This is a genomic window from Dyadobacter sp. UC 10 (assembly GCF_008369915.1).
Classification (GTDB): Bacteria; Bacteroidota; Bacteroidia; order Cytophagales; family Spirosomataceae; genus Dyadobacter.
In genome coordinates, this window is the sequence record NZ_VSRN01000001.1 from 2853212 (window position 1) to 2879593 (window position 26382).

At 43.9% G+C, this 26382-nt stretch carries 24 protein-coding genes and 1 riboswitch; of the genes, 12 read left to right on the forward strand and 12 right to left on the reverse strand.

Going from position 1 to position 26382, the window contains the following annotated elements:
* Positions 1 to 36: 36 nt before the first annotated feature.
* Positions 37 to 1374, forward strand: a complete 1338-nt coding sequence (locus tag FXO21_RS11850; protein WP_149640265.1) for a DEAD/DEAH box helicase — start codon at positions 37 to 39, stop codon at positions 1372 to 1374.
* Positions 1375 to 1443: 69 nt separating this feature from the next.
* Positions 1444 to 2184: a tetratricopeptide repeat protein gene (locus FXO21_RS11855; RefSeq protein WP_149640266.1), complete on the forward strand. Its 741-nt coding sequence runs from the start codon at positions 1444 to 1446 to the stop codon at positions 2182 to 2184.
* A gap of 110 nt (positions 2185 to 2294) precedes the next feature.
* Here FXO21_RS11855 and FXO21_RS11860 read toward each other — a convergent pair whose 3' ends face one another.
* Positions 2295 to 3374, reverse strand: coding sequence for a YncE family protein (locus FXO21_RS11860; protein ID WP_225865658.1), 1080 nt, complete (start codon positions 3372 to 3374; stop codon positions 2295 to 2297).
* 42 nt (positions 3375 to 3416) lie between these two features.
* A complete protein-coding gene (locus tag FXO21_RS11865) occupies positions 3417 to 5369 on the reverse strand; it encodes a TonB-dependent receptor plug domain-containing protein (protein ID WP_225865659.1) in 1953 nt (650 codons plus the stop codon).
* A 53-nt stretch (positions 5370 to 5422) separates the two neighbouring features.
* A riboswitch (cobalamin riboswitch) is annotated at positions 5423 to 5620 on the reverse strand.
* Positions 5621 to 5682: 62 nt separating this feature from the next.
* Here FXO21_RS11865 and FXO21_RS11870 point away from each other — a divergent pair.
* Both FXO21_RS11870 and FXO21_RS11875 read left to right on the forward strand, forming a co-directional pair.
* On the forward strand, positions 5683 to 6618 hold the full coding sequence (locus FXO21_RS11870; RefSeq protein ID WP_225865660.1) for a DMT family transporter: 936 nt from the start codon (positions 5683 to 5685) through the stop codon (positions 6616 to 6618).
* A 64-nt stretch (positions 6619 to 6682) separates the two neighbouring features.
* A complete protein-coding gene (locus FXO21_RS11875) occupies positions 6683 to 7243 on the forward strand; it encodes a thioredoxin family protein (RefSeq protein ID WP_149640268.1) in 561 nt (186 codons plus the stop codon).
* A gap of 3 nt (positions 7244 to 7246) precedes the next feature.
* Here FXO21_RS11875 and prfA read toward each other — a convergent pair whose 3' ends face one another.
* Positions 7247 to 8320: a peptide chain release factor 1 gene (gene prfA, locus FXO21_RS11880; protein WP_149640269.1), complete on the reverse strand. Its 1074-nt coding sequence runs from the start codon at positions 8318 to 8320 to the stop codon at positions 7247 to 7249.
* 130 nt (positions 8321 to 8450) lie between these two features.
* Between prfA and FXO21_RS11885 the strand changes: the two genes are divergently transcribed.
* A complete protein-coding gene (locus FXO21_RS11885) occupies positions 8451 to 9032 on the forward strand; it encodes a hypothetical protein (RefSeq protein ID WP_225865661.1) in 582 nt (193 codons plus the stop codon).
* Positions 9033 to 9058: 26 nt separating this feature from the next.
* A complete protein-coding gene (locus FXO21_RS11890; protein ID WP_149640270.1) occupies positions 9059 to 9970 on the forward strand; it encodes an SAM hydrolase/SAM-dependent halogenase family protein in 912 nt (303 codons plus the stop codon).
* 4 nt (positions 9971 to 9974) lie between these two features.
* Here FXO21_RS11890 and FXO21_RS11895 read toward each other — a convergent pair whose 3' ends face one another.
* From FXO21_RS11895 to FXO21_RS11915, 6 genes are all read right to left on the reverse strand, one after another.
* Positions 9975 to 10850 carry an aldo/keto reductase gene (locus FXO21_RS11895; RefSeq protein WP_149640271.1) on the reverse strand — a complete coding sequence of 292 codons (876 nt, stop codon included), beginning with the start codon at positions 10848 to 10850 and terminating at the stop codon, positions 9975 to 9977.
* Positions 10851 to 10882: 32 nt separating this feature from the next.
* The gene (locus FXO21_RS11900; protein ID WP_149640272.1) at positions 10883 to 11239 is read right to left on the reverse strand and encodes a hypothetical protein; all 357 of its coding nucleotides are present in this window, start codon (positions 11237 to 11239) and stop codon (positions 10883 to 10885) included.
* A 369-nt stretch (positions 11240 to 11608) separates the two neighbouring features.
* Complete coding sequence (locus tag FXO21_RS11905) at positions 11609 to 12379, reverse strand: NYN domain-containing protein (protein ID WP_149640273.1); 771 nt, start codon at positions 12377 to 12379, stop codon at positions 11609 to 11611.
* Between the two features lie 188 nt (positions 12380 to 12567).
* A complete protein-coding gene (locus tag FXO21_RS29085) occupies positions 12568 to 12699 on the reverse strand; it encodes a hypothetical protein (RefSeq protein ID WP_255486242.1) in 132 nt (43 codons plus the stop codon).
* Between the two features lie 3 nt (positions 12700 to 12702).
* Positions 12703 to 13626 (reverse strand): IS1595 family transposase, encoded by a 924-nt coding sequence (locus tag FXO21_RS11910; protein ID WP_149640274.1) that lies wholly within the window; start codon positions 13624 to 13626, stop codon positions 12703 to 12705.
* Between the two features lie 595 nt (positions 13627 to 14221).
* Positions 14222 to 14998: a hypothetical protein gene (locus FXO21_RS11915; RefSeq protein WP_149640275.1), complete on the reverse strand. Its 777-nt coding sequence runs from the start codon at positions 14996 to 14998 to the stop codon at positions 14222 to 14224.
* An 814-nt stretch (positions 14999 to 15812) separates the two neighbouring features.
* Between FXO21_RS11915 and FXO21_RS11920 the strand changes: the two genes are divergently transcribed.
* Entirely contained in the window at positions 15813 to 16148 is a 336-nt protein-coding gene (locus tag FXO21_RS11920) for a single-stranded DNA-binding protein (protein WP_149640276.1), read from the forward strand.
* A 116-nt stretch (positions 16149 to 16264) separates the two neighbouring features.
* Here the strand turns inward: FXO21_RS11920 and FXO21_RS11925 are convergent, their stop codons facing one another.
* A complete protein-coding gene (locus tag FXO21_RS11925; RefSeq protein ID WP_149640277.1) occupies positions 16265 to 17749 on the reverse strand; it encodes a xylulokinase in 1485 nt (494 codons plus the stop codon).
* 315 nt (positions 17750 to 18064) lie between these two features.
* Between FXO21_RS11925 and FXO21_RS11930 the strand changes: the two genes are divergently transcribed.
* The 3 genes from FXO21_RS11930 (at position 18065) to FXO21_RS11940 (ending at position 21039) form a co-directional block, all read left to right on the forward strand.
* A complete protein-coding gene (locus FXO21_RS11930) occupies positions 18065 to 19528 on the forward strand; it encodes a M28 family peptidase (protein WP_149640278.1) in 1464 nt (487 codons plus the stop codon).
* Between the two features lie 10 nt (positions 19529 to 19538).
* The gene (gene ispE / locus FXO21_RS11935; protein ID WP_149640279.1) at positions 19539 to 20348 is read left to right on the forward strand and encodes a 4-(cytidine 5'-diphospho)-2-C-methyl-D-erythritol kinase; all 810 of its coding nucleotides are present in this window, start codon (positions 19539 to 19541) and stop codon (positions 20346 to 20348) included.
* Positions 20349 to 20427: 79 nt separating this feature from the next.
* Positions 20428 to 21039: a cytochrome c oxidase subunit 3 gene (locus FXO21_RS11940; protein ID WP_149640280.1), complete on the forward strand. Its 612-nt coding sequence runs from the start codon at positions 20428 to 20430 to the stop codon at positions 21037 to 21039.
* Here FXO21_RS11940 and FXO21_RS11945 read toward each other — a convergent pair whose 3' ends face one another.
* Entirely contained in the window at positions 21040 to 22251 is a 1212-nt protein-coding gene (locus FXO21_RS11945) for a TCR/Tet family MFS transporter (RefSeq protein ID WP_149640281.1), read from the reverse strand.
* A 101-nt stretch (positions 22252 to 22352) separates the two neighbouring features.
* Between FXO21_RS11945 and FXO21_RS11950 the strand changes: the two genes are divergently transcribed.
* Together FXO21_RS11950 and FXO21_RS11955 are read left to right on the forward strand one after the other, a co-directional pair.
* Positions 22353 to 23519 (forward strand): helix-turn-helix domain-containing protein, encoded by a 1167-nt coding sequence (locus FXO21_RS11950; RefSeq protein ID WP_225865662.1) that lies wholly within the window; start codon positions 22353 to 22355, stop codon positions 23517 to 23519.
* Between the two features lie 108 nt (positions 23520 to 23627).
* Entirely contained in the window at positions 23628 to 24824 is a 1197-nt protein-coding gene (locus FXO21_RS11955; RefSeq protein WP_149640282.1) for an acyltransferase family protein, read from the forward strand.
* Here the strand turns inward: FXO21_RS11955 and FXO21_RS11960 are convergent.
* A complete protein-coding gene (locus FXO21_RS11960; protein WP_149640283.1) occupies positions 24805 to 26382 on the reverse strand; it encodes an OmpA family protein in 1578 nt (525 codons plus the stop codon). The genes FXO21_RS11955 and FXO21_RS11960 overlap by 20 nt on opposite strands.

Consider the following 26382-nt stretch of genomic DNA (forward strand, 5'->3'; position numbering starts at 1 on the left):
AGCCCGCTACTGTATTAGTTTTCGTAACTTTGCGAGATGCAGACTACGCAAAACAATTTCGAGCAGTTCAAGCTCAACAGACAATTATTGAATGCAATCGAAGAGGCCGGTTACACCGAACCAACCCCGATCCAGGAGCAGGCGATCCCGCTTGCATTGGCTGGCCAGGATATATTAGGCATCGCCCAAACCGGCACCGGCAAGACAGCAGCTTATACCCTTCCTTTATTAATGCGAATTAAATATGCCCAGGGCGAACATCCCCGGGCATTGATTATGGCGCCTACCAGGGAGCTTGCCATGCAGATTTCAGAGGCGATCAATGCGTTATCAAAATATACGGATATCCGGACAGTCGTATTGTATGGCGGTGTTGGCCCGAAAACGCAGATAGAAAATTTGCGGAAAGGGGTGGATATTATCGTCGCCACGCCCGGCAGGTTTATGGACCTGTATTTCCAGGAAGAGATCGTGGTGAAGCATTTGAATGTAATGGTGCTTGACGAGGCGGACAAAATGATGGATATGGGCTTTATGCCGCAAATCCGGAAGCTGCTTGAAATTATTCCCACCAAGAGACAGAATATGCTTTTTTCGGCTACTTTTTCTGAAAAAGTAGAGCGGCTGTCCCACGAGTTTCTAGAATTTCCTACACGAATTGAAGTAACCCCGCAGGCGACCACGGCTGAAATGGTTTCCCAAACTTTATATGAAGTACCCAATTTTCGAACGAAGGTCAATCTGTTAAGCTATTTCCTGCAGACCCGCGAAAATTTTAACAGGGTGCTGGTATTTACGCGAAGCAGGGAAGTAGCCGGTCTTGTTCACGATAATTTGCTGAACAGGGTAGTCCGTGAAAGTGAATTGAAGGTAATTCATGCTAACAAAGGGCAGAATACCCGGATCAATGCCATGGAAGCCTTTCGTTCGGGTTCAGTGCGGGTTTTGGTAGCGACTGACGTAGTTGCCCGGGGAATTGATATTACCGAGGTGAGCCACGTGATCAACTTCGATGTGCCCCTGATCTATGAAGATTATGTGCACCGCATCGGCCGGACAGGCAGGGCGAACAAGATCGGTGAGGCGATTACTTTTATGACGATGGCAGACGAGTATCATATTCGTAAAATCGAGAAGATAATCAGAATGGAGATTCCGAGGGAGGAGCTACCCGAGGAGCTGGAAATCGCGGCGACACCTGTCCCGGAACGACAGGATATGCTGAGGGAAATTGATAATCAGAAGCGAAAAGAAGATCCTACTTTTCTTGGGGCATTTCACGAAAAGAAAAAAACCTTTCATAGTAATTCGAAAGCAACTGCCAAAGTCGGGCAAAAGCGTAAGGGTTTTGGCGGAAGAAGTAAACGCAAATAATGCAATACATTCTGGATAAAACCGTTTAACTTGGACAATAGAAAACCTGTTTCTCTATTTAAGTTACATATGAAAGAATCTGTTTTTGTTTGGCTTGCGGTGTTAATACCTGTATTTGGCCTTGCTCAAAACACGCATCTCGCGAGCGCAGGGCCGACCTCAGATACAAGCCCAGCCCAAAAAAAACCACTGGAATTAAAGGAAAGACGCATTCTTCCGCTGTTTGGAGAAGTCAGTAAGACCTCAGAGCAGATCGATGAAGAAATCAAGTTTCTTAGTGAGTGCGACAAGTCTTTCACCAGCCGCACAGAAGCCAGCAGTTTTTTTACAGCCCGCGCCTGGGAGTATCTGCAGGAAGGTTCGTTGGACACTGCATGCTATCGTTTCAACCTCGCTCAGCTTTTGAATGACAAGAATGTTGAAGCCTATTGGGGCCTTGGAGTTGTGTCATACCAACGAGAAAACTGGGTCGATGCCAAGCGAATGCTCAGCAAGGGAATCAGCTTGCAGGGCGACAATGTACCGCTACTGGTTGATCTATCCACTGTCGATTTGAAATTGTACGCAATCACAAGCCGGAAAGAGGAACTCGATGAGGCGGGGGAACTCCTGAAACATGCCATGACAATCGACTCTACTTACGCATTAGGGCAGTATAATTTGTCGCTTTTACATTATAATTTGAATGAGCTTGATAAAGCCTGGGAGCATTTGCATAAAGGCCGTACCCTGGACCTGTCACAGATGAACTTCGAATTTGTAGAGCTATTGAAAGCTAAGCTACCTGATCCTCAGGGCTTTTTTAAATAGACTTCGTAGAATTTAGATATTAATCCAACAAAAAGCCTCTCAGAGTTTCTGAAAGGCTTTTTGTCGCATTCTTTTTTGTCAAATGCGACTGCTCCGAGGCAGTTAGGCTGTTATTTGAAAAAGAAGCCAGTTGGTGCCACATTTACCTTAATAGAGTCGACGAGGCTGCCATCTGAACGGTAGCGCACTGCATATCCTGCCTGCGCATAAGACGGCGTAACACCTGCATATATCAACCCCTGTGAAGGATCGATCGACAGGCCTGAAAATACTCGTTTGATTAACGGCGTGGCCAGGTTTATTTGTGAATCACCAATTCCGAATTTGTAAGTTTCTCCCTTTGGATCAAAGTTTGCGTCGAAATAAGAAAGTGTGAATATGATGGATCTCAGGTCTGTTGTAAACGCAAAATTGCCGGCGGATTTGCTAGCATCAGAACCGATTGTAAGCGTAGTTTCGACGGCATAAGAACCTGGGTCAACGCGCAGTGCTTTCAATCCTGCGCCTACCCACAATTTTCCATTTGCGTCAAGCCCGATCGGCGTTGCTGCAGCGTCCAAAGTGATTGATTTTACGATGGTTTCAGTAGCTGCATCTATTACAGTCAAAGTTTTTCCGCCGCCATATGAAACAGTTCCAGCAAATAGCTTCCCGCCTGCAAATACCAGATTTTCCGGCCCGCCGGAGATATTAATTTTCTTATTTACTTTTTTCGTATTCAGGTCGATCACAGCGATGTAGCCCTGTGAGTAGTTATTACCTGCAATGTTGCCCCAGCAGGAAACATAAGCCTTTGTGCCAGCCAGCACTACTTCGCGGGGGTTTTCAATGTCCGGCGAGCCGATGGTTCCCAGATGCTGAAATGTATTGCTGTTCACAAATTCAACCTTGTCCATTCCGGCAGTGAAGTTATCTACAAGGATTACACCGTGCTCGCCAATAGCGGCATATCCCTGGACGCCGCCTTTTAATGTACTGCCATTTACCTTCGAAAATACGTCCGCTTCAGCGGTAGTCTGCTCACGCGTGAAATAGGATATGGTGCCGTTATTTTGGCTGAAATTACCTTCATTGATCACAAATACGCCCGCCACATAATCGCCTTTGGGTGTGGGCTCACTTTGATTACAAGACCAGACCAGCACTGAGAATGCTGTGAAAAATAATAGTCTCGATAATTGTTTTCTCATCTTCATTGAATTTATGTAAAGTAATAATGCAAAATCGCTTGTCTAATTTTCCTTGACTGGCGCAGCCTTAGGGCTTTGGCGAAACGCTGCTACCAGGTTAATAGCAAAACTCCTTCCGGGCATTGCATAGTTTTGGGTATTTAAATAAAATGTATTCGAAACATTGTTTACCTGGCCCTGGATCCGCAAATATACCCCCGCGAATGGAATCGTAACTTCCCCAATCAAATTTACCAATGCATATTCTTTTAGGAACGTAGCGTTATCGAAGGTAGTGTAGCGTTTACCAACCGATTGCATCTGAGCAGTTAATCTTGCGATTTTATATTGAAAGAAAAAATGCAGTCCCGCGCTGTGAATAGGGACAAACCGCAACTGCTTACCGATCACGTCAACAGAATAGGCATCATAAGCTTTTTCCTGTACACTTTTATTGAATGCATAATTAAAATTCAGACCTGATTTTAGTATGTCAAAGCTACGCCGCCAGCCTAGCTGGAGCTCAATGCCGCGGGCGAGTACCTGCTGCAAATTTTCGATGCGGTAGTTTTTCACCGGATTCCAGTAGGTCCAGTCTTTGATCCTGTTATGATAACCTGTAACGGAAGTTGTAAAAACATCGTCATAAGAGGTACGCACAGTTTGTTCCAGCCCGATTTCCTTATTCCAGCCACTTTCCGGCCTGATATTCGGGTTGCCCAAAACCGCCCAGTAACGTTCATTCATAGTTGGTACCCGATAGCTTCTTGAGAGCGCGCTTTTGAGTTTCAGCTGATAATGATGTTCCTGAACCAACTGATATTCACCACCTAACGATGGAGTGAATGGAGGATTGAAGCCGGTTATCAATGCTTGTCTCAGATTCAGGGAAGCCACCAGCCGCTGATTTACCTGCCAGCGGGTGAGCAGAAAAAGGTCAGCGCGGTTTTCAGTAATGAGACGTTTTTCATAACCCGGCACACTTGTGCGGTAATGCGTCCATTCAGCGCCGGCTTTCACGTAAATGCCGCTCCCGGGAGTCTGCATATTCCAGCTGAAATCATGTTCCGCGCGGGAGGAAAATTTATCCGTAACCGCGTGATCCGGATTGTCAAAATCACCTTTGGCATAATCAATCACATCTCTTACCCAGGCCGTGCGAAGTGTAAGGTCGCGGGCGCGGTATCGTAGCATGGTCCGGTAAGCTTCGGTGAGGGTAAGTTCCCGCCCGGCCAGATTGTCGGGTGAAGTAGTTAGTCTGTTGCTCGTCAGCCAAACGTGTGCGGAAATTTCCTGGTCCTTTTTTGAGGTCAGAAAAATGTCCTGGATCAACCCTCTTTGCGAAGCTTCGGCAGGCAGCAACGCATAATCCCTCCTTTGCGAATGAGGAAAATGATTGTTCAAACGATTCCAGTAGCCGCTTGTTTTGGCCGACATACTCCATTGTTTATTTAGCGTCGAATGGTATCTGCCCACAAATTGCATCTGATAATTGTCAAAACTCTCGAGCTGACCGGCTATCGATACTTCAGTTGTTTTATTTTGATGTTCGCTGCTGAGCAAAATACTTCCCCCCACCGCGTCAGTACCAACTATGCTGGCCGCAGATCCAAACTGTACCGACAATGCATCGAATCCGGCGACAGGGATCGTGGAAAAATCGGTTTGCCCCAAAGTAGGCGAATTGATATTTAATCCATTCCAAAGCACGGCAGTATGGTTGGCAGAAGTTCCCCTGAAAAATGCGGTGGTCAGCTGGCCCGGACCATATTTGTTGAATGCAATGGGTGTGAAAACGGATAACAGGTCGGCTATGTTCTGGAATTTATATGTATAAAGTGTCGCAGAGTCTATCTGCTGTATTTTCAGGCCGCTCATGAATTTTTCCGGAACGAAACCTCTGATATTGACCGGCATTAGCGCAATGGAATCTGTTTGTGCATGACTACTATTTCCGGATAATAAAATACCCGCCGTCAAGCCAACAAACAATGCAAAAGTCTGGTTAATAGTCAATTTAGATACTTCCTCAGCTGGTTGATAGTCTTTTGCCTCTCCTCCGAAAGCATTCAGAACTAATGGTTATGGCAGGTCTCCTGGCTCGTCTTTTGTTCCTGCGCCTTCCCGTTTTTTTACAGTGGCTTGAAGATCAGGTCAATGGATCAGACTTACAGTTGCGGGGACAGCTTCCGGTTTGAACGAAATTCCCTATTAAGCCACAAGCGCAATTTGAAATTGCAGCGGGCACCAAACGCGCGCAAAGTTAGCCATTTGCATTGATTTAACTACCGACCATCTTATCCCTTATCTTTGCGCAAAATTCAATTTGTTGGCTTCGCTATCTGAAATTCACACTCCCGATGCCCCGCTGAAAGGTATTTATCTGATGCTAGGGGCAGCTTTTTTCTTCGCACTCACATCCGCCATTTCCAAATGGCTGGGCCGGGAGTTCCATATTGTGCAGCTTGTATTTTTCAGAAATATTGTCGGCGTGGTCTTCATTGCAACGAGCATTTGGAAACGCCCGTTAGTGCAGCAGGGAGGAAAACTGGGTTTGCTGATCTTTCGGGGGATAGTCGGCACACTTTCGCTTTATATGCTCTTTTATGCAATTCAAACGCTGGGACTAGGGCGCGCGTCGACTTATCAATATACTTACCCTATTTTCCTCGCATTGTTTTCATGGCTTCTGCTGGGCGAAACCTTGAACTCGCGCGAGTGGCTGGCCATTTTTATTGGTTTTGCAGGAATTCTTTTTGTTTTCCGGCCGGACGTGTCGATCTCGCTTCGGGACAATGCACTGGGACTCGGTAATGCATTGCTTACTGCCGTTTCCTATTTGTCGATTCGCCAGCTCGGGGTTGTTTATGACACCCGCGCGATCATTTTATCCTTTATGTTAAGTGGAATAGTGATGCCTGTTATTTCAATGTTCGTAGGTACTTACTATCCTATGGAAAACATGGATTTTCTGATTGGAACCTTCAAGTGGCCTGTTAATTTGTTTCAATGGCTGGGTTTCCTTGCTTTGGGGCTTACAGCATTGCTGGGGCAAAAAATGCTGACACAATCTTTTACGCATGACAAGGCTGGCAGAGTCGCCGCTATTGGTTATTCAAATATTCTGTTTTCTGTTTTAATCGGATTTTTGATGGGCGAATCTTTTCCGTCGGTTTCTGTGTTGACAGGAATGCTGCTGATTGTGGCGGGAGGTATTTTGATTTCTTTCGCGAAGCAAAAACAAAAGGTTACCGGGGAAAATTGAATTTATTTTCTCACTTTCAATAAGTTGTTAAACTGTTTTGTTGAACAGACCAAAATGACATCGTATGAAAAACTTCATTCCAAGGATCTTTATTTTTTTAGCAGTAACATTGGCGCTTACTGGCTTTCGGTCCGATTCTGTGACACGCAGCGAGGACCAGATACATTGGCTGACGATCGAGGAAGCGTTCGAAAAGGTAAAAAAAGAGCCTAAAAAAGTCATGATCGATTTATATACCGACTGGTGCGGCTGGTGCAAGGTAATGGACCGGGAGACTTTCAAAAATAAGGCCGTCGTAGCGTATGTTAATGCAAAATATTACGCTGTAAAACTGGATGCGGAGCAGAGGAAGACTATTGTTTTGGGAGATAAAAAATTCGAATTCCTGCCTCAGGGGGCGAAAGGCATCAATCAAATCGCACTGGCGCTCACAAATAACCAGCCAAGTTTTCCTACCACTGTTTTTCTGGACGATCAGTTTAATATGATCCAGCCGCTCGCCGGTTACCTCAAACCCAAAGAATTCCACGAAGTGATCACATTCTTCGGCGAGGATTTTTATAAAAAGGAAGACTTCGAAAATTATAAGGCGAAGACTTATAAAGAGAAATACCGGACGAAGTAAGTTCTAAACAGTTTCTCCTTCCTGCATTTTCTCTGTATTCTCCGCTATACGCAACCTTTCGATAAATTCTGCTATATCTCCCTCCATGACTGCTGGAAGGTTGTAGACTGTGTAGCCGATCCGGTGATCTGTGATCCGGCTTTGCGGGTAGTTATAGGTACGGATCTTGTCCGAACGATCGCCGCTGCCGACCATTGATTTACGTTGCGAACTGATCGCATCGTTGTGTTTCTTTAATTCGATCTCATACAGTCGCGACCTCAGGACGCCCAACGCACGATCTTTATTTTTCAGCTGCGAACGCTCATCCTGGCAGCTTACAACCAGCCCCGAAGGAATGTGGGTAAGCCGTACCGCCGAATAAGTCGTGTTAACCGACTGTCCGCCGGCTCCGGACGATTGAAAAGTATCGACCCTCACATCATTCATATTAATCTGCACATCCACCTCTTCTGCTTCCGGCAGTACTGCGACGGATGCTGCGGAAGTATGGATGCGGCCCTGTGATTCTGTCTGTGGAACGCGCTGAACCCTGTGTACGCCCGATTCAAACTTCATTTTTCCGTACACATCTTCGCCTTCTACTTTGCAGATAATCTCTTTATAACCGCCATTGGTACCTTCGGTGAAATCCATAATGGAAGACCGCCAGCCCATTTTTTCAAAAAATCTTTGGTACATTCTGAATAAATCGCCTGCGAAAATTGCAGCCTCATCGCCGCCGGTGCCGCCGCGGATTTCGAGAATTATATTCCTGCTGTCATTCGGATCTTTCGGGATCAGTAGTTCTTTGATCGCCAGTTCGAGGTCTTCCAATTTCGGGGCCAGCTCATCGAGTTCTTCCTTGGCCATCTCGCGCAGCTCTTCGTCTTTTTCCGTCGCGATGAGCTCCTTGGTGCCGGCAATATCCTTTTGTAATTTCTGATAAAGCGCATAATGTTCCACGATCCTTCCCAGGTCTTTATACTCCTTACTTATTTTGGAATAACGGGTGGAATCAGAGACAATTTCCGGCTGAATAATTTGTTGGGAAACCTCCTCAAAACGTTCTTTTATGGCCTCTAACTTATCGATCATCTTTATTGAATATCTTTGGCAAGCTACATTTGGGGCACAAAGATACGTAATTTAGCTGTAATGAATGTGGAACACTGTTCCTGGCTGAGCAGCGCCTGATCGTTTTGCCTTTTAAAAGTTTTAAATTAAAATGAAAACAAATTTTTATATCCTCATAATGATTCTGGTGATTTCAGCCTGCGATTCCGGCGGCCGCGTGGAGCAGACCAAAGAACTTACCAAAGAAATCAAAGCCTCTCAGATCAAACGGGTTACGAATACGCAGCTGGTTTATTCGGCAAATGAATGGGGGAAGAAAATCGCACAGATCGCAGAAAAATCCCTGAATGCGGAAATCGAAAAGAATCCGGAAAGTGGAAAAGACTTTTGTAAAAATGTTGCCGGTATTCCTGTAATCGCCGCCCTGGAAAAGGAATATGGCGTAAAAGTGGAGCTCCTGGGAGCGGACGATGTTAAAAGTGCCCGGTTGGATCCAAAAGAAAGGGAATTACTGGACGCATATTTGTTCAGCGCGAAAGGAAAAATTACGGCCGGAGACAATTTACAGCAGCTGGGGGATACGCTGTTGGTTTACAATGCGCCCCTGCCAAGTGAAAGTGTTATTTGCAAAACCTGCTCAGACAGTACAGCGGTGCCTTTCTCAGTATGGAGATTATTATTTAACAAAAAAGACATTATCAGGAAACTGGATGCGAAGCAGTTGAAAAAGTAGTTTTTGGTTTTAAAACATCAGGACTAATGTATAAAAAGCTGACAAGTTTTTTCGCTGCAATCGCTATCATACTATGCTTTGCAGGATGTGGTTCCGATCATGCACCTAATTACACGCTTGTTTTTCAATCGGATTTTGGCTTGAAGGACGGGGCGGTCTCGGCGATGAAAGGTGTAGCTTCCGGGGTTTCCAAAGAAATCCGGATTTATGACGTGACCCACGAAATCCCTGCTTACAATATCTGGGAAGCATCTTTTCGCCTTGTTCAAACTGCTCCCTACTGGCCAGCCGGAACGGTTTTCGTCTCTGTGGTCGATCCCGGCGTGGGGACCGAACGGAAGTCTGTCGTGCTGTTAACGGAAACCGGGCATTACTTTGTCACTCCCGATAACGGTACGCTTACACTGGTCGCGGAGCAAATGGGTATCAAAGAGGTGCGTGAAATCGACGAGGTAACTAACCGGCGGAAAAATTCGGAAGAGTCATACACCTTTCATGGAAGGGACGTATATGCATTTACCGGCGCAAGATTGGCTTCAAGGGCGATTTCGTTTGTAGAGGTCGGTTCAAAGCTGCCTGCCGAAGTAGTCAAAATACCCTATCAGAAAGCGCGCTTTGAAAATGGGCACGTGTTGGGCAGCATTCCGATATTGGATATTCAATATGGTAATGTGTGGACGAATATTGATAGAAAGCTTTTCGATAACCTGAAACTCAAAGTCGGTGACGATATTAACGTGCAGGTGTCAAAGGGGGATTCCGGCGTTTTCAAGGGTAAAGTTCGCTATGTAAATACGTTTGGAGATGTTCCGGAGGGAAAATCGGTCGGGTATTTTAATAGCCTGCTCCAATTCTCCCTCGGCATCAACATGGGCAATTTTTCACAAAAATATGGTGTCGGAAGTGGAAATGACTGGCGGATCGAATTGACCCGATAAAGGCTTATTTTCCCGTCGCCTGATATATTTCGTACCAATCCTCACGGGTCAATTTTATTTCAGAAGCGCTCGCTGCATTCCTGATCCGCGCCTCAGACAAAGACCCGATAATGGGGAGTGTTCCCAGCTTCATGAGCCACGCTACGGCAGTTTGTTCGATATTGGCGTTGTATTTTTTTCCAACTTCTTCCAGTTTCATTCTCAGGCGAACTACTTTTTCGTCTGTGCCATTCAAAATCTTACCTCCCGCAAGCGGAGCCCAGGCAAGTGGCTTGCTGAAACTTTGCTTGATAAAATCAATGCGGCCGTCTTCAATGGCCGAAGTATTCATGAGATTGAGTTCGATGTGATTGGTAACAATCGGGATCCTGAGGTAGGAGGCCAGTAATTGATGTTGGAAAACGGTAAAATTCGCAACACCGATATGACGTGTTTTGCCTGATTTTACAATTTCCGCAAGCGCAGTAGCCGTCTCTTCCGGGTCGGACAGAAAATCACTCTGGTGTAACAGAAAAATATCAAGATAATCAGTCCTAAGCCTTTTTAACGAGCCATTGATACTGTTAACAATATGATCCCGGGAAGTATCATAATAGGTAAGGTACTTGTTCGCCGATTGCCTTATCCCGCATTTGCTGAATAAAACGATATCCTCCCTTTTAAAAGATTTATTATGAATAATCTTACCGAAATGCTCTTCGATGCTTCCATTTCCATAAACATCGGCATGGTCAAAAGTATTTATTCCTAGTTCGAGACAGAGGTTGATTGTTTTTTCGATCTGTGAAGTCGTTGCTGTACCTTCATCAGTCCATCGCCAAAAACCATAAATTGCTTCTGAAACTTTTGGTCCTGAGTCGCTTAGGCTTACTTTTTTCATTCCAATGAAAATTTGATTCGGTGCAAAAATATTTATTTCTCCATTCGTTTATCTTTTACGATCAGATAAAAATCGTTTTCAAGTTCGAGATAACCGTAGTCATAAACAAAATAGTACACACTTCCTTTCAATGTAGGACGTATGCTGGTGATCAGATTGAAATCAAATCCCTTCAAGATCAATGCACTTTTGGTAGTCTTCGATTTATCCTCCGGGCAAAGATCCTCGAGGATCCTGCGATTTTTCCGAAGCTGGTTGTTCATGTTTCTGACGATATTATAAGAGTCAGAGTTCAGTCGGTTATTGTAGCTATTCCGGCACATATCTGAGCAGAACTTCTTGTCTACTCTACCTATTAATGGTTTTCCGCATTCCAGGCAGTTTTTCATTTTGGAATAATTGGATTTAAGTCCGCCTCTGGACTCACAGTGTGTATACCTCTACCGCCGCAATATAACAAAATTCACGAAAGCGAGGGAAGGTGCATTTTCCGCTTGCAAACGGGTATACCCGACTGTAATCATTTAAAACAGGTAACTATATAGGAGTTGGGACAAGGTGGTAAAAGCGGGCGACTGCCCTAAAAGTGGACTTTTTAGAAGAAGCTGAAAATCCTTTAGTGTCAATACACTTAGACCTTCTCATGGTCGGGACAGACAACTTTAAATCAAAGAGCGGGTCAACCTCCTAATAGCGCCTTCATCTAGTTCAGGGCTTCCAGGGTACGGTCAGTACCGGGGTTGGAATCTTATTATTTCTTAATGACTTGGATACACCTTTCCTCCTGTTGTTAATTCAACTTCATTAGCTGGATTCTTTAAAAATTTATTTTTCATATCGGTCTCGTATATATCAATAAGCTTGTCAGCCATCACAGATATATCTCGCGACATGTTTTTGTTTCGCGGAGGTGTTCCTTTATGAAATTTAACCACGTGTAATTTGGTCATATTGTTCTTGACAAATTTTATGGCTTCCATGTAGTCATAGTCTCCACTAACAAGGATTATTTTATCGCACTTTTTTTCAACGCTCAAAGCTATCATCTTGACCGCAAGTGCAATATCTACTCCTTTTTCACCTATGTACACCTGTTCTTGTGGTTTGATCTTAACTATGCCGGTTTTAATGATTTCTATGTCGTTGTATTCGATTGACAGCTGATCGTAGGCGTACTCTATTTGACTGAACCGATCCTTTTGTTTTTTTATCCATTCTTCTACAAATGTGACTTGCTTTTCTACTGTCTGGACTATACCCTCAGGAATTTTGTCCATCTCTCCGTTTTTATAGTTCTGAAAGTAATTGCGATACTTTTTATAGTATTCGGAAGACCGAATGTTATCCGAAGAAAAAAAGTTGTCCTGTATCTTTTGCGGCCTGAACCAGTAGCTCCTTATTAATTCATCCTCAGGATCGATTAAGCTATTGAAAAAATTCTTCCAATGGATGTCTTTTTCAATGAGCTTCATCCCCAACAGGGAATAATACAGATTTTGACCGTCAACTAAAATTACAACTTTTTTCATAATTTATCCTATACGTAGAGAGGGTTAAAAAAAAGGCCATCAAAGCGATGGCCGAATATTATTCGAGAACTAAATCTCAGTGTTAATCACGCATTGAGCGCAGTATTCATCAAAGTTAACGTTTACTCTCACAGCGAGTTATTCGCTGTGAGATACAAATTTAGAAACCCTTATTGGAAATGCAAAATCTAGTTATCTTTTTTTTGCTCTTTTTTCTTAGGCTTAAGCGCCGCCGTAATCATATCTTCGAAGGTACCCTTCACGGATACCTTCGTTTCGTATTTTTCCGCCCTTTTCTTTGGCTTTTTTTCTTCTCCCATAGATCACATTTTTATAAGGTCAACATATCTAAGGCGCTTGCCTTCTGCACGTCCTACCGACAGTTGAAAGCGGGTAGTGTCCTTAATCTTTCTGCTATTATAACGAAAACCGAATTCATTGCAATATCTGTGCAAGTGCTTAGGGCTTACATTGTGGTAGATACCAATGATACCCCTTTTAAGTTGGCTCCAGAAGTTTTCAATGTTGTTGGTATGAAATACTTTATCGGTGACATAATTACCTTCTGAGTGCTTAACAGTGATGTGCTGATAGATTTTCTCTAAGCCTTTGTAAGATGTGTTAGCATCAGTGATCAAAGTTGCTGACAAGCTTACTTGCGCCTTTACTATTCCGTGCAAAGTTTCGCCTGTCGTGTCTGCAACAACATGAGTAGTTACATTACCGCCTCTTTCCAATACACCCACTACCGGCACTTTACCGCTTCCGCCTTGTGAGTCATGGATTCTCTTGTTCGCGTGGCGGTTTTTGTTTTTACCACCTACGTAAGTTTCGTCAGCTTCAACAGTGCCTTCTAGCAATTCAGGCGCGTTGTCTGTCAACATTTCACGGATACGGTGAAGAACGAACCAAGCAGTTTTCTGTGTAAGGTTCAGGTCACGGCTCAACTGCAAAGAAGAGATTCCTTTTTTGTGCGCAGTACATAGGTACATTGCAGCGAACCAAGTACGCAGACCAATTTTAGTGTTCTCGAAGATTGTACCGCTGATAACGGTGAATTTCTTGTAGCACTCTTTGTTAGCGCATTTATAACCACGGGTGGTAGTATAGACGTGAGTGTGTCCACAGTGAGGGCAAACGGGTTTGAGTTCAACACCCCAACGCTGTTCAGCTAGATAGTTTTTGCAAGTTTCTTCATCCTTGAAGAAGTCGAGCACTTGAAGTAAACTGTTGAATTTGGAAGTCATTTTTGCTTGTCCGTTTAACCTGTACAAATATACAAATTAATAACTTAATGGGACAAGAAATTGCAGGTTTATTTTCAGAAATATTAATTCTTTTGCTTACAAAAACATTTACAGAAATTTGGTACCTTAAGGTATATAATTTAACTTTGCATGGCAATGCAAATAGGCCGACTGGAAATGAAACCAATCGACCGATTTGTTACAAGTGAGACCGGATATGTTTTCGAATCTCGCAGGATTTCGATAAACAAGCGGGGCGGCGACCCCACTTTTGGCTTAAGGCCTAGTTTATCGGAAATGATTTAGAATGGTTACCGCCACTCCCGACGGCTTACCAATTCAATGCGGACTACGATCTTTTGATCGTGATCGTTCTTTTGACAACAACGCGTACCGGAACGGTAACAGTGCGTTTAATGACAGTCAAACGGGTGCTTCTACGGATTATCATAGTTGTAGCATTTTGTTTGTGTATAGATAGATTCCCATCCTTTTAACGACGTGGGAAATTTATCACCGATTACCGCTGATTTAATGTTCGAGATTAAATCAAGCAACAATATCTTTCAAAAGCGCCTGTAATGAGCAGGCGCTTTTATTGATTAACCCCTTCCATCTTTTTCTGAGCGTACTTTTGGGTAAAATCTAATAATTTGCCAGGATTCGACTGAATAGGTTTATTTAAAATAACATCAGTTATCTCAATCGACTCCAATTCCAACCTTTTCTTTAAAGATTCTAAGTGTTCCTCGGAAGGCCAATCTGCCACAAACAAATCACGAGTTCCGTAAAACCTTCGCCCTGCTTCTTTAAAATTAACGCCTCCAAATTTTCCATTCTTAGTACCCGTGCTGAGTGCGTTATTAATCGCTGATTCAATCTTCCTTTTTTTATCAATATCCAATTCGTCAGTCAATCTAAGCACGTCGTTTACTGACAAGAATGATTCTGTACTTTCAATAAGCCATTTCAAAAAATTCGGCCATCCGACAAAACTGCTACGCTCCCAAAATCTAGTAGTCAGAATACTATGCTTATCTCTTTGATAACTGTACCAGCTTCCAGAATCTTTCTGGTCTACTACTATTCCATTATCATTTTCGATTTCTATAAAATTTTCTTTATTCTGAATATCCTCTGTTGAGCCTTCTTTCAACAAAGAGTGCATTTTTGAAAGCTTATTGTGGAAATTAGACAATTCCACTATTTCAGCTTTAATCCTATTAATTCTGGACTGATAATCAACTACGTCCGACTCCTTTACTCTTATCTCACTTTGAACTTCCTCTATTTGATCTAAAAGCTGTTGATTCAAAGAATTCGTCTTACTCAATACAGTAGACTCTTCTATATGCGACGGAGTTGTTTCCATACCCTGAGTATTAATTTGATTCAAAGATAGATGGATTCTACTGTTCCTACAACTTTAGTTTAAAAATATATTTATTGACATAGGAGTAAGTAGAATTGGTATTTTTAAGATCAAAAATCAAGGCTCTGAATGTTAATCTCGGTATCGGCGATATTCTCAGGGAAGGAGCTTGCTATATCGATATTAGGGTGGCCATATTTCTACAAAGACCAAGTAATTGATTGTATTTTGTTCTACGTTTTACATAAAAAAAGAGGCGCTAAGCCTCTCTGAGATGTGACATTTTATCAAGTTCGGCTTGTTCCTTTTTTCAAGTCTTGCAACATTCTCATCACTTCATTTTTTGAATACCTTACCTTATTTACGTAATCGAGGTAATCAATGATTTCTTCGATTGTCGCATCCTTTCGAGCGCTAATGAATTTTTGCAAAGCTTCTTTTACGGTCATTGGATTCACCATGGTAAGGCATTTCAGTTGTAAACTCTTGTTTCGCGGTACAGGCAAGTTAGCGAACTGTGCTGGTTTTTTGTGCCATTCGTTTGCAAACGCTTCTATCCGACTATAAGCGACTAGAACCGGATCTTTTTATTCTCCATCCCACACCTTTGTAACGTCTGATCGGCGGTGGCGTGAGCTTGTCCCAAGTCGTATATAGTCGCCTTAAAACACGACTCTTTCTTTTTCAGGAATACAACTTTGTAGCATCTTGTCGGCATCGCTGGTGTGGCTTGTTCAACAGTTTTGGCTACCTCGCACATTTGCATTGCCGGTCGGACCGCCAGTATTATCAATTACATTTAAACATTAGCAAAATGAACTCAGTAAAACTAATTGGAAACGTTGGACGTGAAATCAATGTGAGAGATTATGAGGGAGGAAAAATAGCAACGTTCTCTCTCGCCACGAACGAAAATTATCTGAACAAAAACAAAGAAGAAGTAAAGGCTACAACCTGGCATGCGATCGTCGCATGGGGCCAGGTTGCTCAAAAATGTGAGACGCTACTCGAAAAGGGGAAAATGATAATTGTAGAAGGTCGCATCAACTATCGCCAGTATCAAAACAAAGAGGAGCAGACAGTCAAAGTTGCAGAGATTGTAGCTTTTAAAGTTGAAGAATATGTGAAAAGCAGCGAGATCGCGGCATAGATCTTTTGCCTGCCCACCTTAATTGCTGGTTTAGTGAACTCGGGGAATGAATAGTGCGTCGCATGTACCAAAATTGCTGGTCTCGTATTACCAAAATACGAGACCAGCAATTTAAATCACAGGCTTGCTTCGAGCGCTTGTTTCCATTGTTCATAAGCATCCTGAGTGGCGGCAATCGCTTCGCTGTCCGGTTCCACGGTTTGCAATGCAGTAAGCCCGGTAAAGGCATCCGCACGGTTTTTGTAGTAACCGAGGCCGAAACCTGCTGCGCGGGCTGCACCCTGGGCTCCGTCGGTATTGTAAAGTTCAACGGTGGCTCCGGATACATTGGCAAATGTCTCGCGAAATACCGGGCTAAGAAACATATTGGCTTCACCGGCACGAATGTTTTTCAGGGAAACACCCACCGTTTCCATGATTTCCATTCCGTAATACAAGGCGAATACAATTCCTTCCTGAGATGCACGTGTATAATGGTTCAGATTGTGGCGACTGAATTGCAAGCCTTTGAAAGTACTGCCAGGATCCTGATTTTCAAGCATGCGCTCCGCACCATTTCCGAAAGGGAGACAGAAAAGACCATCGGAACCAATCGGGGCTTCTGCGGCCAGCTGGTTCATTTCCGGATAACTGATACGACCCTGGAAAAGCGAATTTCTAAGCCATCCATTGAGACTACCGGTTCCGTTAACGCAAAGCAATACGCCAAAACGATCGGCTTGGGTAATCGGGTTCACGTGGAGAAATGTATTTACCCTGGATTTGGGATCGAATTTGATCTGGTCGCTTACCCCATACACAACTCCCGAAGTACCGGCAGTAGCGGCGACTTCTCCCGGTTCAAGAACATTGAGAGAAAATGCATTGTTGGGCTGATCCCCGGCGCGATAAGTTACTGGAATGCCCTGCTTCAAGCCAAGTGCCTCAGCTGCATCAGCGGTGATACGGCCCTGGTCAGAAAATGTAGGCAGCACAGTCGGGAGAATGTGCTGGTCGAATCCAAAGTGATTGAACAGGAAATCAGCGGGACGTTTATTGACAAAATCCCAAAAGATGCCTTCTGATAGTCCTGATGGAGTTGTTACGACTTCTCTGGTCATGCGCATTGCTAGATAATCGCCGGGAAGCATAAACTTTGAAACCTTGGCATAAACATCTGGCTCGTTCTGTTTAACCCAGCCTAGCTTGGAAGCTGTGAAATTTCCTGGAGAATTGAGCAGATGTGGTAATACATATTCTTCACCCAATTCTTCCATTGCCTTGTTACCTACTTCAACAGCCCGGCTGTCACACCAGATAATAGAAGGCCTGAGTACATTAAGCTGTTCATCTACAACAACAAGCCCATGCATTTGATATGAAATACCAATTGCTGCTACCTCGTCCGGCTTTATTCCGGCTTTCTTCACGACAGCCTGAGAAGCGAGACAGGCATTTTTCCACCAATTTTCAGGCTGCTGCTCAGCAAAACCAGGTTTTGGAGAGTCAATCGTCATTTCCCTTTCCGGGAAGAAAGCGGAGGCAGCGACTGCCCCGGAATCTGCATGGATCAGACATGCTTTTACAGAAGAACTACCTAAATCGAATCCCAGAAAATACATCGGTTGAAAGTATTAATGCTTTGATTATGCTATAATTTTTTAAAGATAACTGCTGAAAAGTACAAAAATGTTCACTCAAAAAAGAAAACACATGTTTTAAGTGTTTAAATAACAATTTTAAAATCGTGGCCACATAAATGCGAGTTTAGGATCACTTTGTCAAAGAGCCCTGTTACAAAAATTCTCTATATTGAAGTTCGGAAATGAAACCAGACAGATCAAATTGTAGTTTGATTTGTGTTTATCTTGCATAAGCTTAAATATCTATCAGATATTTGTGTTTTAATAAAACGGTGACATCCTTTATCAGGAGCTATGAGAAAATTTGTACAAATCTGTTTGGTTGGAGGGAGTGTGTTATCATTGCTGGGGTTAGTTCCTGCCGACAAAAAGTGGGAGAAGCCATTTAAGCGAATTGACAACGAAGTAAGGAAGCACAGCAAAGCTTATGTCACTCTTGAGAACGCTACCAAGACAATTGGTCACAGGCTGACGGGTAGCGCCAATGGCGAGAAGGCTGAAGAATATGCCTTCAATCTCCTCAAAAGCTACGGATTTACAGATGTCAAGTATCAGCCCTTTGAAGTGGAGGCCTGGATGCGGGATACCGTTACGTTGTCTATCGCCCCTTCAAGCAGCGACAATTTCAGAGAAGTACCTGTTGTTTCTCTCGCTCATTCCCCTGAGGAATCAAATCTACAGGGAGAGATCGTCGACGTTGGAAACGGGCTTGAAGAAGATTTTGAAAATGTAAAGGACAGGATAAAAGGGAAAGTAGCGCTTGCCAACATCAATCTGGTAGGGATAACAGGCAAAAAAAACCTTCACCGATCGGAAAAAACAGCTTTGGCAATTAAGTATGGAGCAAGTGGCGTCATTATGGTTAATGGCGCACCCGGAAAAATTCTGCTGACCGGAACCGCCTCTGTTACCGGTGCCATTATCTCAATTCCTGCTGTCTGCATTTCAAATGAAAGCGGTTTCGAAGTCCGTAAATGGTTAAAGGAAGAGGGGCCATTGGAAGCGCACATTGGAATGCACAATACTTCAAAGGCAATTAAGGCAAGAAATGTGATTGCGACATTGAAGGGAAAGTCCGACGAAAAAATAATAATAGGAGGCCATTTAGACTCCTGGGACCTGGCGACGGGCGCTATTGATAATGGCATCGGATCTTTTGCGGTAATGGATATTGCACGGACTTTTAAAGCGCTTAAAGTTAAACCCGAGAAAACAATCCAATTTGTGCTTTTTATGGGTGAGGAACAGGGATTACTCGGCTCCAAACATTTTGTAGGCGAATTGAAAAAGTCGGGAGGTATTGAGAAGGTGAGCTACATGATGAACCTGGACATGACAAATGACCCCCGCGGCGTGAATGCTTTCGGAAGAAGCGAGATGAATGACTTTTTTGCCAATGTGGGAAACGCGATCCATCAGGTTGATGGCAACTTCAAAAATGAGGTATTAAACCGTGCAGGTTTGCATAGTGATCATCAGCCCTTCATGCTCGAAGGAGTTCCGATTGCGGGGCTTTCCGGACATTTAGAGCCGAACGTTTTACAATGTTACCATGCAGACTGTGACAATTTTAGTCTTGTTAACAGGGAGCAGTTGGAATCAACAGTGCGTATCGCTTCTATGTATTTATATGCACTGTCCGGCACTGACCATCTTGCAGTTAAAAAGTTGTCAGATCAGAAAACCCGTGATTTCCTGATTTCTCAGGGCTTGAAGGAAGAATTGGTGATTGGCCAGGAATGGCGCTGGGAACCATAAACAGAATAGAATGCTCGTTTTTCCAAATGCCAAAATTAATATCGGCCTGCATATCGTTGAAAAACGGCCGGATGGATTTCATAATATCGAGTCTTGTTTTTATCCGGTTGGCTGGAAAGATGCATTGGAGATAACTGAGGCGGATCAATTCTCAATTGAGTTCGACGGTATTGCGATTCCGGGCAACCAAAGCGATAATATATGCGTAAAGGCTTATGAATTGGTTAGCAGGGAATATCCATTGCCACCCGTTAAAATCCACCTACTTAAAACAATACCGATAGGAGCTGGGCTGGGAGGCGGATCAGCTGATGCTGCTTTTACCATTAAAGCATTAAATTATTTATTTAAACTGGGAATATCTTTCGAAAAACAGCTTTCCTATGCACGTAGATTAGGCAGTGACTGTGCTTTTTTCATTCTCAACCGCCCTACCTACTGCTTTGGAAAAGGTGACCAGTTTGAAAGTATCGATGTCGTGTTGAGAGAAAAATGGATAGTTCTGGTAAACCCAGGCATTCATATATCAACTATTGAAGCTTATGCCGGTGTTGAGCCAAAGCCTGGGGAGTCGGATCTGAGGAATTTATTAAAACTCCCGGTTGCCCAATGGAAAGGAAAAGTAAAGAATGATTTTGAAGCAACACTATTCGCAAAGTATCCTCTTTTAGAAGAGATAAAGGAAGAGCTTTATGAACAGGGTGCTTTATATGCATCCATGAGCGGGTCTGGCTCCACTATTTTTGGGATTTTTGATCAGGAGCAAGATCTAACAGAAGTTTTCAGAGAATTTAGAGTGTGGCAGGGTATTTTGTCCTGAATTATTACGATGCAGCTATGCACCATCAAAGTTATCGATCGTTATATTGAGCACTACACAACTATAAAAACAGAGCGCAATGAGTCCAAAGCCAACCACCAAATTAAGGGAAAGCCCCTTCACCAAGCGGCGTGAACCGCTCGGGTTCATGCTTTGGCTAGGGGTAGCTGGCAGCTCGTTACTTTTTACTTCGATCTTCATTATCTTCTTCGTAAGCCTGCATAGGGATATCAGCCACCTCGATTCACTTCCCGATATGTTTTGGCTGAGCACCCTGGTAATCCTGTTTAGCAGTATCACGCTACATGAAGCCAATCTGGCTTTTGCGAACGAACGTTTTTTACATTACCGCGTATTTTTGGGCGCGACAATGCTTCTGGGCCTGATGTTCATGGCCTTACAGGTTGGAGGCTGGATGGAAATGGTCAACTCGCAGATATTCAGCAACGTCAGCACATCGAAAGGGTTTATCTATTTACTGACAGGCCTGCATCTTGTACATATGGTGGCGGGCGTAGTATACCTGATCTATCTTTTCAGGAAAGCAATGAAGAACCGGAGCTATGTTGATTCTTTTGTTTATAGTGTTAACCCTCCCAACCGGCTTAGAATCAAGCTTTTTACCCGCTACTGGCATTTTATCGGGGCACTTTGGCTGGTTGTTTTTGTGGTATTGATCCTGCTTTATTAATCAGAAATTCTTTTTCAGGCTGTTTCTTGCGAGAACAGTACTTACTATCGTCAGCACAGCTGCTGCGAGCATTGGTGCGCCCGGGAAATAGACAGGGGCTCGCGGCCCGGTAAACGTTGAAAACAGATTTGTCATCAGAGGCGGCCCGATGATGGATGTCAGGCTTTGGAGGCTCGTTAAGGCGCCCTGAATTTCACCTTGCTCATTAGGAGCAACCTGTGTTGATATAATTCCCTGCAAAGAAGGCCCGGCTATACTGCCAAGAATGTATGGAACCATAAAAATATACATCATCCAGCCTTCCGTCGCGAAACCATACAGCATAAAACCCACTGCATATAAGAGCAGCCCGACATATACGCCTCTCTTTTGTCCAAGTTTGGGCAACACAAGCCGTATAAGATAGCCCTGGACAAATGCACTCAGTATTCCTACCGCGCCGAGCGAATAGCCGATTTGTGCCTCACTCCAACTGAATTTCTCAATCACATAAAAAGACCAGTTGCTTTGGACGGCATGAAGAGCAACATAAACCAGTCCCAATGAAAGGATCAGGCCATATATTACCGGATAACGTTTCAGGTTTTTTAGTGAGCCGATTGGATTTGCTCTTGACCATTCAAATTTCCGCCTGTTTTCAGCTTTGAGGGATTCAGGTAATATAAAATAGCCGTAGAGCCAGTTCAAAAGTGAAAAGCAGGCCGCGGCCATAAACGGAACCCTCGTCCCGAATTGTCCCAGCAAACCTCCGACGACAGGCCCAATGATAAAACCCAGTCCAAAAGCGGCTCCCAGCAGCCCGAAATTTTGTGCCCGCTTCTCGGGAGTACTAATATCCGCAATGTAGGCAGCGCCGGTGGTGAAACTTGCGCCCATGATCCCTGCGATTATGCGTCCAACATATAACCAGGCCAGCGTAGGCGCGAAAGCGAGGAATATATAATCGATCCCAAAACCAAATAGGGAGGCCAGCAAAACGGGCCGCCGGCCGAACTGATCACTGATGCCGCCTATGATCGGAGCGCAGACAAATTGCATAGCGGCGTATGCAAACAGCAGCCAGCCTCCGTCTTTGGCTGCATCACTGATATTATCTCCTGTAAGTTCACTGATCAGTTTCGGCATAACAGGGATAATAATTCCCAGGCCTATTACATCGATTAACAGCGTCACGAAAATGAATCCAAGTGCTGGCGAGCGGTTTGTTGCCATGTGGTTAAAATTTGGTCCAAAAATACCTTAAAATTCTCGTGACAAGTTGTGGGGAATACATACATTCCGGATTTTGTATATTTGATAACCAACAAGCATTTATGACCCCGGTAATACAATCGCTACGTATCGATCTGTTTTCAGTGTTTATGCTGCTGGGCTGGGTCCAGGGATTTATTCTCGCATATTTTTTTCTTTCACACTTCACGAAAAACCGGCTTCCCAATCTTTTTCTCGGAATTTTGATCCTCGGTATGTCACTGGTAATTTGTGACGTCTGGCTGGGCTATACCAATCTCATGTTTCATTTGATCTGGTTGAACGATGCGACCGAACCGGTCAATTTACTGCTGGCCCCGATGGCTTATTTGTATATTAAAGCATCCGTAACAAACCGTACAGAGAAGGTAACCTGGCTTCATTTCCTTCCGTTCGTTATCTATTTTCTTTATATGTGCGTACTGGTTTATCCCCAAAGTAATGCATATAAATACCATACTTACATTGATTCATTTCATCCGGAGCTGCCCAAAATGCCTTACACATACTATGGAAAGAGATGGATGTTCTTTTTGAAAGGGCATATTAACGATTTCACTTTCGTGAGTCTGGTAGCCTATAATTTTGCCACTTTTATCTTTCTGAAACGGGCTTTCCAGGCAAAAGGCCTTCCGCTATTTACAAGAGAAAAAAACGCACTATCGTGGTACCGGGATTTGTACTTACAGCTTTTGGTACTGGTATTGACTTTTATCCTGGTCCGGACCACATTTCCGCACGATCTCGGCGACCATATTATCGCAGCCTTTATAGTCCTGATCATTTATGTTACCGGTTTCTCCGTACTCAGGAAATCATTGTTTTTTCAGGAAAACAATGTCCGGTCTCCTAAAAAATATGAGAAATCGTCTCTTACAGAAGAAATTCAATCCAACACACTTAAAAAGCTGGAAGATATTATGCTCACTGAAAAGCCTTTTCTGGACGCAGGTTTTTCATTGCCGATGCTGGCAAAAAAGTTAGGTATTTCGACCCACCATTTGTCACAAATACTAAATGAAGAGCTCGGCCAGAATTTTTTCGATTTCCTGGCAGGTTATCGCATCAGGGAAGCGCAGCTGTTATTAAAAAGCGAGGACAGCCATTTTATTAAAATCGAAGAGATCGGGCAGATGGTCGGCTATAATTCAAAGTCTTCATTTAATACAGCATTTCGGCGAATAACAGGAAAAACTCCATCAGAATACAAGAAATCGGCTTTAAAGTGACCCCGGCGGCTGTTCGTTTTTATCGGGAAGAACGCCTGCCTGATAAGAACAATCTATTTTTGGCTGATGTGAAAATAGTTTTGAAGCATCATTTCAAACTTAAATACAATGGAAAAAAAGTTTGGTCCTGCTTTGAATCCGCCGCTTGGTCGTCGGTATGACCTGGATTGGTTAAGGGTAATTGCATTTATTATCCTGATATTCTATCACGTTGGAATGTTTTTCAATTATTGGGGGTGGCATATTAAAAACAACGAACAAAGTAACCTCATACAAGTTCCGATGTATTTCACCGGGCGTTGGAGAATGTCGCTACTTTTTATGATCTCCGGAGCAGGTGTTTATTTTGCATTAGGGAGTCGCAGCCCGGGATCTTTTTTAAGGGAGCGCTTCGTCCGGATATTCATTCCGTTGCTGTTCGGAATGCTGGTAATCGTTCCGCCGCAAATCTATCTCGAAAGGCTTACCCAGGGGGAGACCTATTCCTATGCTGAATTTTACCGATCGGTTTTCGAGTTTCAGCCTTATCCGAAAGGAAGTTTCAGCTGGCACCACCTCTGGTACCTGGTCTATATATTCTTCTATTCGCTGGCCGGCTTACCGCTGTTGCTTTTCATTCGCCGGAATATTCGTATGACCAGCAAGTGGGCGGTTTTTTTCCAAAAGCCACTTGCATTGATACTTATCCCGGTTGCCTGGCACGTGGGTGGAAGCGCGCTGCTGGGGCATCGTTTTCCAACTACCAACGACCTCATTCACGACTGGAACCAGCATTTCCACTACTTTACACTCTTTGTCAGCGGATTTGTTCTCTGTACTCAGCCCGCTTTTTGGGAAATATTAAAAAAACAAAGAAGGCTGCTGCTGATAGTGTGGCTGGTTCTTCTGCCGGTCGTTTACTATTACTATTTTTCAGAACGAGAGGTGACAGGCCTGGAAAACATATTTAATGACCTCGTCAAAAGTACAATGACATGGTGCATCCTGCTCTCATTTTTTGGTTACGCTTATGTGTACCTCCAATTCACAAATCGTTTTTTGAGATACGCCAATGAGGCTGTTTATCCTTTTTACATTCTGCATCAAACCGTTATAATTTGTCTTGCTTACCCACTGATCAATTTACCGCTTCATTTCTGGCTGAAATTCGGCTATCTGTGCGTGGGAACGTTTGGGGTTTGTCTGGTTCTATATGAGTTTGTGATCAGGCGGGTCAGTATTCTCGGTTTGCTTTTTGGATTAAAGCCTAAAAAACGCCGTAAAGTGGAAGATCAGGGAATACCGGCTATTTCTTCAGAATCTTGAATTCCACGCGCCTATTAAGCTGCTGGCCTTCTGGAGTATCGTTTTTGGCGACTGGAACAGTTTCGCCATAACCTTTACTTGCTACGCGATCCGGCTCAATGCCTTTTCCGATCAGGTATTCCCTGACCGTATCCGCTCGATTCTGGGAAAGCTCAAGGTTAAAAGCGGCACTACCAGTATTATCCGTGTGGCCACCAAGCTCGATCGCCAGCGTCTTATTTTCAGCCATGGAAATAGCGATGCGGTCGAGTTCAGGAAAGGACTCCCTGTTAAGTGTCGCTTTGCCTGTCGCGAAGAAAATGTTATTGAGACGCACAATCTGACCTTCTTCAATCGGGATCAGTTTCAAGGATTTGTTGGCGATTTCTCTAAAATTCTTTCCCTGTCCGCCCGTAGAATCAGTCAGGTCTACATTTTCTCCTTCTGCAATGAAATTGGGTGCAACTGCTCGCATACTGTATTTCTGGCCATAAGGAAGTACAATTTTGTATTCCCCCGTAGTTGGATTGGTAGTTGCAGTACCTACCTCTTCCCCGTCTGCCAGGTTTTCATAAACAATAGTGGCTTCCACAGGCTTACCTGTTTTTGAATCGATTACTTTTCCGGTGATCATCACAACCGGATCGGCTGCAGGGATGTTCGCGACCGGGGCCTCAGCAGTATCTCCCGGAGTTACTTTCGGTCGAAGGTCAAACCGCACTACGTCGCCTTTGCCTTCTGTGTCTTTAAACGATACCATATAGGCAAAATCGCCCAGCGCAGAGATCGTATAGTAGGCATCGTATCCATCCGTATTGATTGCCGCACCCAGATTGACAGGCCGGCTCCATCGTTTCCAGGATTTGTCAATGCGTTTACTGTAATAAATATCATTACTTCCCTGCCCGCCTTTCCGGTCGCTTGAAAAATAGAGTGTCACGCCGTCCGGAGCGAGAAAGGGTGTTGTTTCTGTAAATTCATCCGTATTGATCTCAGGCCCCAGATCCATCGGCTTGGTCCATGTGCCGTTTTTCTGCTTAAAACTGACGTACATATTGTCGACCTTGCTATTCTTCTTCTCGCTGAATGACATAACCAGCACTTTGCCGTCGGTGGAAAGATAACCGCAGTCAAACTGGCCCTTGCTCATCTTCGTATAGTTCGGAATCTCAATTTTATTAGGTGCAGACCACCCTCTCGCCGTTTTTTTACTGGTTGAAAATCCACGGGTTTCGTACACGCCGTTTTTATATGATCCTTTGATTAACAGGGTATTGCCGTCTGGTGTAATGCTGTAAAGTGAGTTGTAATCCTCCTTGTTGAGCGGCGGCGGCAGTCTCCGAGCCTGAGTCCATTTATCGCTTTTCAATTCAGAATACCAGATATCCTGACTGCCTTTTTGCCCATGCGTATTCTGCGGGTGACTAACCCTCGAGAAATAGATCGTCTTTCCGTCAGGCGCAATAATGGGACTGATTTCATTGTACTCCGTATTTACGGTTTTCCCAAGATTTTCCAGTTGCCCGTAAGAACAAAGGGAAATGGACCAAATAAAAAGCAGGAGTATTAAAAAACGCAT

Coding starts and splice junctions, on each gene's coding strand:
- FXO21_RS11920 (WP_149640276.1), top strand. CDS start 15,813: ATGAACTCAGTAAAACTAATTGGAAACGTTGGACGTGAAATCAATGTG.
- FXO21_RS11890 (WP_149640270.1), top strand. CDS start 9,059: ATGTATAAAAAGCTGACAAGTTTTTTCGCTGCAATCGCTATCATACTA.
- FXO21_RS29085 (WP_255486242.1), bottom strand. CDS start 12,699: ATGGGAGAAGAAAAAAAGCCAAAGAAAAGGGCGGAAAAATACGAAACG.
- FXO21_RS11925 (WP_149640277.1), bottom strand. CDS start 17,749: ATGTATTTTCTGGGATTCGATTTAGGTAGTTCTTCTGTAAAAGCATGT.
- FXO21_RS11855 (WP_149640266.1), top strand. CDS start 1,444: ATGAAAGAATCTGTTTTTGTTTGGCTTGCGGTGTTAATACCTGTATTT.
- FXO21_RS11915 (WP_149640275.1), bottom strand. CDS start 14,998: ATGGAAACAACTCCGTCGCATATAGAAGAGTCTACTGTATTGAGTAAG.
- FXO21_RS11955 (WP_149640282.1), top strand. CDS start 23,628: ATGGAAAAAAAGTTTGGTCCTGCTTTGAATCCGCCGCTTGGTCGTCGG.
- prfA (WP_149640269.1), bottom strand. CDS start 8,320: ATGATCGATAAGTTAGAGGCCATAAAAGAACGTTTTGAGGAGGTTTCC.
- FXO21_RS11900 (WP_149640272.1), bottom strand. CDS start 11,239: ATGAAAAACTGCCTGGAATGCGGAAAACCATTAATAGGTAGAGTAGAC.
- FXO21_RS11860 (WP_225865658.1), bottom strand. CDS start 3,374: ATGAGAAAACAATTATCGAGACTATTATTTTTCACAGCATTCTCAGTG.
- FXO21_RS11910 (WP_149640274.1), bottom strand. CDS start 13,626: ATGACTTCCAAATTCAACAGTTTACTTCAAGTGCTCGACTTCTTCAAG.
- ispE (WP_149640279.1), top strand. CDS start 19,539: ATGCTCGTTTTTCCAAATGCCAAAATTAATATCGGCCTGCATATCGTT.
- FXO21_RS11940 (WP_149640280.1), top strand. CDS start 20,428: ATGAGTCCAAAGCCAACCACCAAATTAAGGGAAAGCCCCTTCACCAAG.
- FXO21_RS11945 (WP_149640281.1), bottom strand. CDS start 22,251: ATGGCAACAAACCGCTCGCCAGCACTTGGATTCATTTTCGTGACGCTG.
- FXO21_RS11930 (WP_149640278.1), top strand. CDS start 18,065: ATGAGAAAATTTGTACAAATCTGTTTGGTTGGAGGGAGTGTGTTATCA.
- FXO21_RS11960 (WP_149640283.1), bottom strand. CDS start 26,382: ATGCGTTTTTTAATACTCCTGCTTTTTATTTGGTCCATTTCCCTTTGT.
- FXO21_RS11885 (WP_225865661.1), top strand. CDS start 8,451: ATGAAAACAAATTTTTATATCCTCATAATGATTCTGGTGATTTCAGCC.
- FXO21_RS11905 (WP_149640273.1), bottom strand. CDS start 12,379: ATGAAAAAAGTTGTAATTTTAGTTGACGGTCAAAATCTGTATTATTCC.
- FXO21_RS11895 (WP_149640271.1), bottom strand. CDS start 10,850: ATGAAAAAAGTAAGCCTAAGCGACTCAGGACCAAAAGTTTCAGAAGCA.
- FXO21_RS11950 (WP_225865662.1), top strand. CDS start 22,353: ATGACCCCGGTAATACAATCGCTACGTATCGATCTGTTTTCAGTGTTT.
- FXO21_RS11875 (WP_149640268.1), top strand. CDS start 6,683: ATGAAAAACTTCATTCCAAGGATCTTTATTTTTTTAGCAGTAACATTG.
- FXO21_RS11850 (WP_149640265.1), top strand. CDS start 37: ATGCAGACTACGCAAAACAATTTCGAGCAGTTCAAGCTCAACAGACAA.